This window comes from Gluconobacter kondonii, from assembly GCF_002723995.1.
GTDB classification, from domain to species: domain Bacteria; phylum Pseudomonadota; class Alphaproteobacteria; order Acetobacterales; family Acetobacteraceae; genus Gluconobacter; species Gluconobacter kondonii.
Genome location: NZ_BEWP01000015.1, coordinates 33,604 through 46,687, shown reverse-complemented (window position 1 = coordinate 46,687; position 13,084 = coordinate 33,604). Strand labels below are relative to the sequence as shown.

General features: G+C 52.5%; 13 protein-coding genes. 8 read left to right on the top strand and 5 right to left on the bottom strand.

Features of this window, described 5'->3' with window-relative positions; translation table 11 throughout:
• Positions 1 to 248, top strand: a 248-nt coding sequence (locus GKO01_RS16115; protein WP_218017441.1) for a hypothetical protein, incomplete at its 5' end; no start/stop codon positions are given.
• A 168-nt stretch (positions 249 to 416) separates the two neighbouring features.
• Here the strand turns inward: GKO01_RS16115 and GKO01_RS12875 are convergent.
• From GKO01_RS12875 to GKO01_RS12860, 4 genes are all read right to left on the bottom strand, one after another.
• Entirely contained in the window at positions 417 to 2,126 is a 1,710-nt protein-coding gene (locus GKO01_RS12875) for a glycosyltransferase family 2 protein (RefSeq protein WP_099287373.1), read from the bottom strand.
• 146 nt (positions 2,127 to 2,272) lie between these two features.
• Positions 2,273 to 2,842: a hypothetical protein gene (locus tag GKO01_RS12870; RefSeq protein WP_244901466.1), complete on the bottom strand. Its 570-nt coding sequence runs from the start codon at positions 2,840 to 2,842 to the stop codon at positions 2,273 to 2,275.
• An 87-nt stretch (positions 2,843 to 2,929) separates the two neighbouring features.
• A complete protein-coding gene (locus GKO01_RS12865) occupies positions 2,930 to 4,156 on the bottom strand; it encodes an MFS transporter (protein WP_241009658.1) in 1,227 nt (408 codons plus the stop codon).
• Between the two features lie 11 nt (positions 4,157 to 4,167).
• Positions 4,168 to 5,295 (bottom strand): alkene reductase, encoded by a 1,128-nt coding sequence (locus GKO01_RS12860; RefSeq protein ID WP_099287371.1) that lies wholly within the window; start codon positions 5,293 to 5,295, stop codon positions 4,168 to 4,170.
• A 118-nt stretch (positions 5,296 to 5,413) separates the two neighbouring features.
• Here GKO01_RS12860 and GKO01_RS12855 point away from each other — a divergent pair, with 118 nt between their 5' ends.
• From GKO01_RS12855 to GKO01_RS12825, 7 genes are all read left to right on the top strand, one after another.
• Entirely contained in the window at positions 5,414 to 6,322 is a 909-nt protein-coding gene (locus GKO01_RS12855; RefSeq protein ID WP_099287370.1) for a LysR family transcriptional regulator, read from the top strand.
• A 52-nt stretch (positions 6,323 to 6,374) separates the two neighbouring features.
• Positions 6,375 to 7,982: a Na+/H+ antiporter gene (locus tag GKO01_RS12850; protein WP_099287369.1), complete on the top strand. Its 1,608-nt coding sequence runs from the start codon at positions 6,375 to 6,377 to the stop codon at positions 7,980 to 7,982.
• Between the two features lie 145 nt (positions 7,983 to 8,127).
• Positions 8,128 to 8,745, top strand: coding sequence for a YceI family protein (locus GKO01_RS12845; protein ID WP_099287368.1), 618 nt, complete (start codon positions 8,128 to 8,130; stop codon positions 8,743 to 8,745).
• A 4-nt stretch (positions 8,746 to 8,749) separates the two neighbouring features.
• Positions 8,750 to 9,361: a cytochrome b gene (locus GKO01_RS12840; protein WP_099287367.1), complete on the top strand. Its 612-nt coding sequence runs from the start codon at positions 8,750 to 8,752 to the stop codon at positions 9,359 to 9,361.
• Between the two features lie 4 nt (positions 9,362 to 9,365).
• A complete protein-coding gene (locus tag GKO01_RS12835) occupies positions 9,366 to 9,953 on the top strand; it encodes a YceI family protein (protein ID WP_174694296.1) in 588 nt (195 codons plus the stop codon).
• Between the two features lie 293 nt (positions 9,954 to 10,246).
• On the top strand, positions 10,247 to 11,530 hold the full coding sequence (locus tag GKO01_RS12830; protein WP_167383481.1) for a carbohydrate porin: 1,284 nt from the start codon (positions 10,247 to 10,249) through the stop codon (positions 11,528 to 11,530).
• A 170-nt stretch (positions 11,531 to 11,700) separates the two neighbouring features.
• Entirely contained in the window at positions 11,701 to 12,111 is a 411-nt protein-coding gene (locus tag GKO01_RS12825; protein WP_099287365.1) for a DoxX family protein, read from the top strand.
• A 21-nt stretch (positions 12,112 to 12,132) separates the two neighbouring features.
• Here the strand turns inward: GKO01_RS12825 and GKO01_RS12820 are convergent, their stop codons facing one another.
• Positions 12,133 to 13,053 (bottom strand): LysR family transcriptional regulator, encoded by a 921-nt coding sequence (locus tag GKO01_RS12820; protein WP_099287364.1) that lies wholly within the window; start codon positions 13,051 to 13,053, stop codon positions 12,133 to 12,135.
• Positions 13,054 to 13,084 lie beyond the last annotated feature (31 nt).

Below are 13,084 nucleotides of genomic sequence, written 5' to 3'. Positions count from 1 at the left end.
ATGAAAGCGTCTATGCAGGGATAATTTTATTATTTTCAATTCTTGGAATGGAGCGGGTTAAAGTCAACATTCTCGAACCCGATACCCGTTTCGAAATAAAGCCGTTTATTTCTGTATTAACAATTTCTGTCACTATCCACTTCCGGATCAGCCAGATCTTGAGATGGATGGTAATATGGGTTTCAAAACCAAAGAACGGGATGGTGAGTTCCGCTAACGGAAATATCCCTCCACCCCGCCGTCTTTGAAGGATCATACGGCATATAACCCAACATTCCTAAGTCGCACGACCACAAACCAAACAGACCACTTTTGCCAGAGCCTCTGTTAAATCATCGAACAAAGTCTCCAGCATCTGCATCACCATAATCTTGAACATCAGCACTTGAGAGAATAGGATCCGAAATTCTTGGTATTCAGATAATAGCCATTATCTGAATACCAAGAATATTACATATATTGATCGTATCTGACGAATTAAACGTTGATAATTTCAGAATAAATTCTTCATAAGAAAAATTTTCGCCTGAATTGAGCATATAATAAATTAGATCCGATGACGAATATACGTTCTTTCCAAAGAAATTAAGTTCTCCAGCTTTTTCTGCTATAGAAAACATTTCCCATCCTGACGCATTTTCTCTCGAAAATTCTACAGATCCCCCTTGATCTTCAGGAATAGCCGTTAAATATTTTCCAGTTTTCTGCGATTTTATATGTATATGATCACCTGAATATTCGAAATCAAATTCATAACAATAACTGGTCTGAGCAGCCAGATTGATATGAAATCTTATGTTTGATGAATACAGGAAGGGACTTCTAAAAATTAATATTTTGCCGCTATCATGAATAATAGCAGCCATTATTTTTTCATACCCTTCCCCCTGCACCAAATGACCATCAATATTGTTAATAGATAAATATGACTCGTGCGAGCTTTTTAAATGAAATATATCTATATTTTCCGATTGAATTTTCGGACTCAATACATCTTCAGAATAATTTCCATTTATGAGGAATTTCCTTAGAGAATATTTAAATATATTTTTTTGAATATTTTTATAGACGGCGTTAGCTAAATTAATTTGGATCTGATTTTGAGGATCATAAACATCGTTACGATCAAAATGGGACCAGTAAACCGTGCTATTTGATAAATCAGAACCTAAACGTCTTTTAATGCGTCCAACATAATGCTCCATAGATCGGCAGATGTAGTGATTAACACGCGCACCTTCCCACACGATGTCTTTTGTCGCCCCTGATCGCCATTGCACGGGTCGCCCTAAAGAGTCCGCATAATTTCCATAATGTAAATTATACTTATGGGGATTTTCGTATGAAAAATTCACAGCTTCAGGTCTAACAAAGCTTTTTACAAGTGTATTATCATCGAGATCGGCAGTTGATCTACAATTAAACGCTTGATAAGTCGGAACTTTGTCTTTTAATACTCGACTTGAACTTCCATATATACACCAACTTAGCGCAATCGCAGTATCATTTTCAGTGAATTTTTCCAAAAAAGTATTGACATCATTTGATCCGTCAACACTAATATACTCATCCCCATCAAGCATAGCAATCCATTCATAATGTCCTGCAGCCTTTTTGATGGCATCAAAATAACTATTTCTCTGTCTATAATAAAAATTTCCCTCGTCCATAGATGTTCTGAAAACTTCTATATTATAAATATCCTCGCAAGATTTTGCTATTTCATAGGTTCCGTCAGTAGAGTGATCATCATACACAAATATCTTTTTAAATCCCAAAGATATGTGCCATGATAACCACGCTATGATGTCGTGAGCTTCGTCTTTAACAAATATTACTATTGCAGATTTTTCTTTTTGCACGACGGAAGCCTTGTTACTGTTGCTGCTAAAAATATAATTCCAGCAGGTTACATTTTTGCCTGAGATTAGTAAAATCTTTCGAACACGCGCCAGTTCGGAAGATTTTACATAACGTTTTTGCAGTTCTTCTCCCCCACCGGCACTATCTTCAAAATTGTTCCAAGGGCTGAATGCCGTCAATGCAGGAGCATAAGATATGACAGCTCCGTCATTCCAAAAAACACTATTTTTGAAATCACGTGTTTCGAGACTTTGCAAAACCACTTGATCTCAATGGGTTTAGAGGAAGTTTAGATTGGAATTTTTATAGAAAAAACACAAATCTAAAACATTCATAAATATTTTCTATTATTATTTAAAAATAAGCTCTCTATTATATGAGAGCTTATCATAGGAATACTTTCTATATCTTACCAACCCCAGCCTGGACCAAACCCATAGTCCGGACCAAAATAACCTCCCCACGGGCCCCAGTCTCCCCAATTCCATTGGGCATCCTGGTAATCTTCAGCAGTCACTTGTTGCTCGTTGGCGAGACTCTGCTGCTGCTGATACGCTAAATAGCGATCATAAGCGGCCTGATTTCCAACGTAAAGGCAACCGCAGACTGTCGGGTCCGCATAGGCGTAAGTTACTGTGTTCCCATGCACCCGGCGAACAAAATGATGTGCAGGGAGTTTTTTCAACATGGCAATTTGCTGAGGTGTTGACGCAGGCTTCACTTGGAACCCTGCCGCCGCCAGATGATCGTCTTTTTGAGTGACGATTTGCTGAGGAGATTCACAGGCAGACAACGCAGCCACACAAAACAGTGAGGCTAAAACGGTTTTTTTCATTATTAAATCTCCATAAAATATAGAACGAATTTCTGTACCTGTTGCCATGCAGATCTTGAGATTGCGGCACATATGTTTATGTAAAACAGGCTCTAAAGTTCCCTCATTCGACTGCGTTTTCGAAAAATAGTTCAGGAAAAACAATTTTCCGCCTCTTTTTTCCCCATTGTCCTGCTTTTGAAAAGCACTGGGCGGGACTTCGCCAGCATGTCAGCCGTCAGGGTTTCAAGACTACCGACTGTGTGTCCTGATCTGATGATGGAGCTGAAGTAACGTGGCCAACAACGCCAATGCTGCACCAAGGATGACAATACCCGTCCAGCCACATGGCAACCACACCCACATCGCCACGGCTGAACCGCCTGCGCCTCCCAAGAACATCGTGCCCATAAAGATCGTATTCAGTCGTGCGCGGGCCTCCGGGCGTAGCGCATAAACAACATGCTGATTGGAGATGAGAGCACTCTGGATCGCAAAATCCAGTACAATGACACCTGCGATCAATCCGGCCAGCGAGGTCCACAAACCAAAGATAATCCATGAAACGAGCGTCAATGCGGCGCCCAAGGCAATGATCCGGCGGGGGCCGCGCCGATCCGCAATCCGTCCCGCAAGAGGAGCCGCGAGAATTCCGACTGCTCCGACAATACCGAACAATCCGGCTGCATCAGCACCAAGACCGAAACGAGGTTGTTGCAGACGGAGGGCAAGCGTTGTCCAGAACACGCTGAAGGCAGCAAACAGAAAGCCTTGTGTGAGAGCAGCGAGGCGGAGTGCAGGGAATTCTTTCCACAAACCGCCGAGGGACATCAGCAACTGTCTATAATTCAGGCTGGTATCAGTGGGGCGGCTTGTCGGCAGACGCCAGGCCATCAGTGCTCCTGCGCCAAGAGCAATCGGTACGGCCAGCCAGAACATGTCGCGCCAGCCGGCATATGTGGCGACCACGCCTGCCAGAGTGCGGCTCAGCAGGATGCCGCCCAGAAGCCCTGCCATGACGATACCGATCGTATGGCCACGACGTTCAGGAGATGACAGATGTGCGGCAAACGGGACAATCTGCTGGGCCACGGTCGCCATGGCTCCCACGGCAAGAGAGGCGACAAGCAGCACGGCGGCACTGGGCGCCAGTGCCGCCCCTGCGAGTGCGAGAGCCAGCAGAATGAACTGACACACGATCAGCCGCCTGCGTTCCAGAAGATCTCCTGCTGGAACAAGAAAGAAGAGCCCCGCAGCATAGCCAAGCTGGGTGACGGTCGGGATAAGACCTGTGAGCGGACCAGGCAGGTTACGCCGCATGATGCCCAGCATGGGCTGGTTGTAATAAATATTGGCAACCGCGATTCCGGCCGCAACAGCCATGCCCAGCGTTAGAAACCCGGAAAGAGGCGCTTCCGGGCCGAGCCTCGCTTCTTCGGAAGCGCGGAGTGTAGGGTTCTGAAGGGCTTCTTCATCCATGATGTGAGGTCTTATCCGATTGTCGGCTGGGAGGGGAGCGACGACTGTTCATTCTCGTCACTGTTGAACGTCGGATAGTCCGTATAGCCATGAAAATCTCCGCCATAGAAGGTTAAGCGATCGTATCGGTTCAACGGCCAGTGATTCCGTAATCGCAGGACCAGATCCGGGTTGGCGATGAAGGCGCGTCCGAATGCGATCAGGTCTGCGTTCCCGGATTCCAGAAGCCTTTCGGCGCTCTCGGCTGTGAAACCGCCTGCGGCGATGATGGTTCGGGAAAACAGCGGACGCAGGACAGACACATCGACCGGGTCGGGTTCTGCATCTCCGCCAATCCGTGGTTGAACGATGTGCAGATAGGCAACCTCCATCGTCTCCAGCATCGTGGCGACATAGCTGAATGTGGCGTGCCGGTTGTTGTCGGACATTGATCCGTAAGATCCGCTGGGAGTGAGGCGGACGCCGACGCGATCGGCACCCCATACGTCAATCGCCGCCTGAGTAATTTCCCGGAGAAAGCGGGCGCGGTTTTCGACCGGGCCGCCATAGGCGTCCGTGCGCTTGTTCGTACCGTCCTGTAGAAACTGATCCGGCAGATAGCCGTTGGCGCCGTGGATTTCCACGCCGTCGAATCCTGCCTGAAGGGCGCGTGCTGCGGCTTGACGGTAGGCGTCGATCAGGGGTGGGATTTCATCAAGTTCCAGAGCGCGGGGCATATCATAGGGGACTGTGCCGTTGAGCGTCCATGCCGTGCCGTCCGCTCTGATGGCGGACGGTGCAAGAGGTGCTGCGCCAGCGGGCTGCAGAATACGCGCGGACTGACGACCGACATGCCAGAGTTGCAGGAACATGCGTCCCCCTTTGGCGTGAACGGCATCCGTGATGCGTTTCCAGCCGGGGATCTGTGCGTCATCGTAAATTCCGGCGGCCCGTTCAAAGCCATATCCCGTCAGGGCAACTGGAGAGGCCTCAGAAATGAGCAGACCACCCGGCGTGGCGCGCTGGGTATAGTATTCAAGCATCAGGTCGTTGGGCAGATTGCCGATGCTGGAACGCATTCTGGTCAGGGGTGCCATGACGACGCGGTGTTCGAGCCGCATGGGGCCTACGAATTTCGGGGAAAAGAGAAGATCGGCCATGGGAAACAATCCTGTGTGAAACGCGCCATCCGCGGCGTGCCTCAGAGGATGGAGATTTCCGTATTGGATTGGCAGTCGTCATTTCAGTATAGAGAGAATTCCATAATGGAATAATAAAATGGATCGTCTTCAGGCCATGACCGTTTTCGTACGGGTCGTTGAAAGTGGCTCTTTTTCTGCGGCGGCGCGGCTGATGCATCTCGGGCAACCGGCGGTCTCGAAGGCCGTTGCCCAGCTTGAGCGTCAGTTGGGCGTGCAACTTCTGCTTCGCTCTGCGCATGGTCTGACACCGACAGATGCGGGACAGCGCTATTTCGAGCGCGTGGCCCGGATTGTGTCCGATGCGGAGGACGCCGATGCCGCGGCGCGTAACAGTACGCTCAGTTTGCAGGGAAGGCTCCGGGTTGCGGTTCCGACAACCTTTGGGCGGATTCAGATTGTGCCCCGACTTGGGGATTTTCTGAAGGAGCATCCCCGGCTGAAAATGGATATCGAACTTGATGACCGGCGTGTGGATCTGGTCGCGGAAGGCATTGATGTTGCCATTCGCGTGGGACCTCTGAACGATAGCACGATGATCGCAAAGCGTCTTGCAAGAGGGCGGCGTTCTGTTCTTGCAACGCCTCGGTATCTGGAACAGTCTCTGGCTCTGGAGACGCCGGAAGACCTTGCTCTGCATCAGGCTGTCACCTATGCGCGGGACGATGGGGGGAGATATGTCTTCCATCAGCAGGGAAAAGACATAAACGCAACACTGAGCCCGCGTCTAAACCTGAGTGCAGCCGAAGGAATCCGAGCCGCCGTGCTCGCGGATCTGGGTCTGACCATTGCGGCGGACTGGATGTTCCTGCCGGAACTGGAATGCGGAACGGTGGTTCGCTGCCTGACGAACTGGTCTTTGCCGCCTGTTGATCTGTGGGTCGTCTATCCTTCTGGCAGGCTAACGAGTGCCAAGGCGCGAGCTTTTTCGGATTTCGTTGCCGGAGTGGTCGGAGAACTGGAAACAGTGTCGCGCTCGATGTGCTAGATCCGAAAACACATCCCTCTCTTCCCGAGCAGGCTCCAGCACTGGACGCAACATGTCTGATACGGCGCGTTACGAGTATTTTCTGTTTCTTCTGACTGTTATCCTGATTCTTGAGCTATTATCGCGGAAACTGAAGCTCCCTCCTGCGGCGGCATTCATTCTGGGTGGTACGGGGCTTGCTCTTTCGCCCTGGTCACCTGAAGTCACGATCGACCCCGAACTGGTCATGGTTGTCTTTCTTCCACCCCTGCTGATGAGCAGTGCGTGGTTTACGGCCTGGCGGGAGTTCCGGAAAAACCTGTCCGGTATTCTTCTTCTGGCTGTTGGCACCACGACGTTCACGACCGCAGCCGTGGGTGTGGCGGCGCATCTCGTGGTTCCCGCTCTTCCATGGGCCGCGTGCTTCACGCTGGGCGCAATCGTTTCTCCGCCCGATGCAGTTGCGGCCGAGGCGGCTCTGGAGCGCCTGTCGTTACCCGGTCGGGTCACGTCACTGCTTCAGGGGGAGAGCCTGCTGAATGATGCGACGGGGCTGGTTCTGTTCCGCTTTGGGGTTGTTGCTGCTCTGACAGGAATTTTCCGTCCGCTTCAGGCCCTGACAACATTCTGTGTCGTCTCTGTTGGCGGGGTGCTTATTGGTCTTGTCGTCGGGTTTCTTGGGTTGTTTGTCATACGTCGGTGGCGCGACAGTGACATGCTTATCATTACGACGGTCCTTCTGGCGGAAGTGTCCTATATCGGTGCGGACCATCTCCATGTTTCGGGTGTTCTGGCCACCGTCGCCACGGGACTGGTTCTGGGCTGGCATCAGCACAGGGATTTTGATGCGGAAACACGCCTGCAGTCTCATGCGTTCTGGAAAGTGCTCGTCTTTCTGCTGGAATCCGTTCTGTTCATTCTGATCGGGCTCTCCCTTCGGGGTGTTCTGGGCCGTCTTCGAGGCACACCTGATATTCTGCACCATCTCGTCTATCCCGTCGGGATCGTACTGGTGGTGATGGTCCTGTCCAGGTTTGTGTGGCTGTTCGCGTCGGACGGAATTGTCGGTCTGCTGCGTCGGCGCTGGCCGGAACGGTTCGCCCGTCCGTCTGTGGCCATTTCAACGATTATGGGATGGGCGGCCATGCGAGGGGTCGTGACCCTGACGGCGGCCCTGTCACTTCCGGAAGGGTTTCCCGGACGTGATCTGGCGCTGGCCTGTGCCTTTGCCTCAATTATGGTCACCGTTCTGGTTCAGGGGACGACGCTGGCGCCTCTGATCGGGTTGCTCAGGATCAATGGAGCGTCAGAACTGCGTGTTATCCAGTCGGATGAAAACCGGGCTTGGATTGCTGTTGCCGAAGCGCAGCTTCGTGCCATTGAAGAGGCGTCCCGTCTTCCGGACGGAAGCGAGCGCCATCCGCGTCTTCTGGAGCAGTATCGCTATCGCCTGCATGTGACGCGTCAGTATGCGGAGGATACCGCGGCGCATCGCCCTGAGGAAATTGCCCATTATGAAGCCGTTCTGAAAGCCATCGGAGCGGGCCGGGAGGAAATTCTGCGCCTGCATCATGCAGGGCAGATCCATGACCGGGTTCTGCGGGAAATGGAACAGGCCATGGATATGCAGGAGATCGAAGCGGCTGGTCATCTGGGAGCTCCGGAGGAAAAGATAGCGTAAAAACAGGAAACAATGAGTTTCTGTTGTTTTTGTTTATTGCTTAAGAATTCTCCCTTAGTTTTCGGGTCAACAAGGACGCACGACAGGCTCTTTCACGGGCCTGTTTCTCTGTCCCTGCTTTTTCATTCTGACCAGAGAACCCGACATGAAATCCTCTTTCTTTCTGCTTCCCCTTACAGCCCTGACGTTTGCATCCGTCATTCCGCATCCGGCAGCAGCTCAGGTCGTCACGGCCCCTGAACAGGTGCAGTCCGGCACCTATGATGTTGAGCCCAGCCATACGCAGGTTGGCTTTTCCGTTCTGCATTTTGGGTTCACGAACTACCAGGGCGTCTTTTCCGATGTTTCCGGCACGCTGGACCTCAACGACAAAAACCCGGCCGCATCCCATCTTTCCGTAAGCATTCCGGTTGGGTCGGTTCAGACGACCAGCGCCAAGCTGACCGAAGAACTCAAGGGCGACCAGTGGTTCAATGCGGCGCAGTATCCGAACGCTACATTCGAATCCACCTCCGTCCGCCGTACGGGCAAAGCCGATGCCATCGTCACCGGCAATCTGACGCTCCATGGTGTTACGAAGCCTGAGACGCTGAAGGTTCATTTCATCGGCGCAGGTGTGAACGCGCTCGACAAGAAATACACAGCCGGTTTTGAAGCCACAGGCACCATCAAGCGCAGCGATTTCGGCGTGAAGATGTATGTCCCGTATGTCAGCGATGCCGTGCAGCTGCGGATCTCTGGCGCTTTTGAAAAGCAGGGCTGAGTTCATGACAGCGCCCGCAAAGCAGAGCCGCGGGATCACGCGATATACGGGCGTGGCGATCATCCTTCACTGGTTGATCGCTGCGGGAATCCTGACCCTGATTGTCATGGGGCTGGTCATGGATCACCTGTCCCTCGATCCGATGCGTGTTTTTCAGCTGTACCAGCTTCACAAGTCGATCGGTATTACGGTCATGGTTCTTATTGCCCTGCGAATTGTCTGGCGCCTGACGCACAGGCCGCCAGAACTTCCCGGCGACATGAAGGGGTTCGAGCGCATGGCGGCCCATCTGACACATGCTGCTCTGTACGGCCTGCAAATATTCATGCCGTTGAGCGGATGGGCCATGGTGTCGGTGTCCGCTTTGGGGATTCCAACCCTTCTGTACGGCACCATCCTCTGGCCCGATCTGCCGGTGCTTTCAACGTTGCAGAACAAGGCCCCCGTCGAAGCCGCACTGAAAGCGGTGCATCACTGGGGCGGCTGGTTTCTGCTGGCGTTGATTGTTCTGCACATCGCCGCTGCCCTGCGTCACCATTTCGTTTTGAACGATAACATTCTGCGACAGATGCTTCCTGCCACTGGCAGAAAATCTGCTTCCAGACACGGAGACTGACATCATGGCTTTCCTTAAAAAAGCAGCCTTTTCAGCGTTCGCCATGAGCGTTCTGACCGCAACACCTGTTCTCGCCGCAGACTGGACGATTGATCCGGCTCACAGCACGATCGGTTTTTCGGGAACACAGACCGGAAATGCCTTTACGGGACATTTCGGAAAATTCGACGGAACCATCTCTTTCGATCCGACTCATCCCGAAGAAGGGCATGCAAAAATCACGATCGATGTTGCAAGCGCCACGACAGCGGACAAACAGCGTGATGGGGCCATGCCGGGAAGTGACTGGTTCAATGTGGCCAGCTTCCCGACTGCGACATTTGAAGCCCGCAGCTTCCGGGCCAAAGGCGGCAATGCGTACGAAGCTGTTGGAACGCTGACGATCCGTGGTGTCAGCAGATCCGAAACCCTGCCTTTCACGCTCGACATCAGTGGCCAGACAGCTCACGCCAAAGGCCATCTTGATCTGATCCGCTCCACCTTCGGCATTGGTCAGGGTCCGTGGGCAACCGGACAGTGGGTTGCGCTTCAGGTGGGCGTAAGCATTGATGTTACCGCAAACCAGACGTCTGGGTCATCGCCGCGTCCATGAGGACGGCTTTCGCAGCGGTCTCGTCCAGACGGATGATCGTAGCATTTGCGTTCGGTATTGGACTGACCAATCTGTCATCTCATGCTGCGTCGTCCTTGAAAGACAAAGCCACTCCCGAGAGTTCGTCAGATGAGAGTATCGCCACGTCTTATGAACACTGGATGCTGCATCACCAACAAAAGCATTCAGAAAGCCCTATATCGACACAAAAGCGGAAGTTTTCCCCTTCTTTTGTCAGGTCGATAAAAGCCGAAGAAGAACGTGAGAAACGGTCTACACAAGCCGACCAAAAAATGGCCATCGCTTATTCAGCATGGCCCATTCTGCGCGTCTCGACGCCTGCCACACGGTCTGATGCACGACATGATGAGGCTCTGCTGGGAAGCTGGTGGGGCATCCGTCCGACGCTTGCGCGTTACGGGATTGTTCTGAACGTGAATTACTTCGGCATGGCCGTTGGAAATGTTTCCCGCGGGATGCGGAAAGGTGCGGATTATGCAGGCCAGACATCCTTTGGCATTGATGCAGATTGGGGGCTCCTGGCCGGTCTGAACGGCTTCAGCACCCATCTCTTTTTCCTGAACAGAGGTGGTCGTCCTGTTGGGCGGGATTATGTGGGGGACAGTGTTTTCAATGAAAACAATATCTATGGCGCAGGAGGCAATGTCATTGCGCATCTCGGATATGCTTTCATCGAACAGAAGCTGTGGCATGACCAGCTGGACCTCATGGCGGGCCGGATGGGCGCGGCGATGCTTTTCAATGCTTCGCCGATCTTCTGCGACTTCTTCTCGTTCGGCCTGTGCCCGACCCCGCGCGCCATAAGCGGTGGCAGTCAGGATGCCTTCGTCATGCCGCCGCAGAATAACTGGTCCCTCTATGCCAGCCTCAGTCTGGACCATGACCTCTATCTCCGCACAGGCATCAATGCTGTAGGCGGCGCGCTGGGCGGTCCCTCGGGGTTCAACTGGTCCAGCCAGGGTGTCACGGGAGTTATGCTGCCCTTTGAAGTGGGTTGGTCTCCTCATTGGGCGAAGAGTCAGAAGCCGGTTCATCTGCGGGCAGGTTTTTATGCCTCTACCGCACAGGCTTCGGATATCGCCCTGAATCGACAGGGAAATCTTCTCGCCCTGTCGGGAGGGTCGCCACTGGAACATCGGGGATATTTTGCAGCCTGGGCGGGAGGCGACATCATGCTCCTGCGTCAGACAGCAGCGCCCGACGGCGGTCTTTTATTCTTTTTCAACTACACCCATTCCGATGACCGAATTTCGATTTATCGGGATATGGGCGTTGCTGGTTTTGAAGATCGAGGCTTCTGGACAAAGCGACCGCAGGACAGGATCGGGCTGTTATTTGTCTGGTCTGAACAAAGCGCCTGGCTCAGAAAACGATTGCGTGCCGCCCATTTGCCGGACGTCCAGAACCATACGGGTGTTCTGGAAGCTCAATATGGCGCGCATATCGCTGCGGGTACGTTTCTCACGCCCGACATCCAGTACGTTATCCGCCCCGGTGCAGCCGGTGCTTACCATAATGCGGTTGTTCTCGGGACGAGCCTTCAGGTTGGGCTCTGATAGCAGGCTTTTAGCGCAGATAGTCCGTATTTCGATAAAAAAGGGAAACATATAGTTTCTATCATTTCCATTTATTCATTTATGAGGCGGAGATAAAACAGACATCAACGGCCCCGGAACGCAAAGCTCCAGCCGAATGTCAGATACTTTCAAAGACGAAAGATAAACCAATGAACACGTCCTTCCCCCGCGATCAGCTCCTTCTCGCCTCACGTATTCTTCTGGCCCTTTTGTTCGTCCTGATGGGATGGAGCAAACTGATGGGTTTTGAAGGCACTGTAGGCTATATGGCCAGCACGGGCGCTCCGGTCCCGACTGTATCCGCCATCATCGCTATCATTACCGAACTGGGTATCGGTCTGGCGCTTGTCGCCGGTTTCCTGACAAAACCGCTTTCCATTTTACTGGCTGTCTACACGATCGTTACAGCCTTTATAGGACATCATTACTGGACGTTCGACGGCATGGTTCGTTACGATATGTGGATTCACTTCTACAAGAACTTTAGCATCGCAGGCGGCCTGCTTGCCCTCGCAGCCTCTGGAGCCGGTCGTTTCTCTGTAGATGCCCTGCGTCGATAAGAGTATTTTTCTGACCATACCTCAGACGCTGGTCTTGGCCCAGGGCGGATGTTCAAACGCCGAGACCAGATGATCCATCAAAGCATTGACCCGGAAGGGGCGGAGCGTACTGCTGGATGTCACAAGATAAAGCGCAATACTTGCGGCATCCCAGTCCGGCAGGATCTGTTCAAAACGCCCGTCCTGTAGGCCATCCCAGATCATGAATTCGGGAAACAGGCCAAAACCCAGATGCGCTTTCAGGGCCGGAAGAAATGCCTCTGCATTATCGGCCCGAAAGCGCGAAGCCTGCGACAGCACATACTCCGCACCAGTTTTTGTAGAAGTCAGGCGCAGTGTACCAGGGGCAGAAGTATTCGTATAAACGAAGCTTTTCTGCCCTTCGAGATCATGGGGATGCGTCGGACGGCCGATACGATCCAGATACTCCGGGGTTGCGACCAGAAGCAGGCGGACTCCACAAAGATGCCGGGCACGCAGAGATGAATCTGCCAAAGAGGCAATCCTCAAAGCCAGATCATAACCTTCAGCCACAAGATCGACGAGAGAATCGCTGAAATCGACAGTGATGTCGATATCCGGATATTTCTCCAGAAACGCTGGGAGTGCGGGCGAGAGATGCCTGATGCCAAACGTCATGGGAGCAGCGACCCGGATCAGGCCTGAAGGACGATGAGTACCTCCCCGAGCTTCGCTTTCAGCAGCCTCTGCTTCAGCCAGAATTCGGTTTGCATGCCCCAGCAGCATACGCCCTGTTTCAGTCACGGACATCTGCCGGGAATTTCGGCTGAACAGCGCCACACCAAGAGATTGCTCCAGACGGCTGACGGCTTTCGAGATCGTCGGTTTGGAAAGCTGAAGCTCTTCGGCAGCCCGCACGAAAGAACCGCGTTCGGCCACTTTTGCAAAAATAGCCCATGCCTCGAAATCCGGCAGTCTCATATCAGCAATCCCCAGAACTGAATGTCAGTCA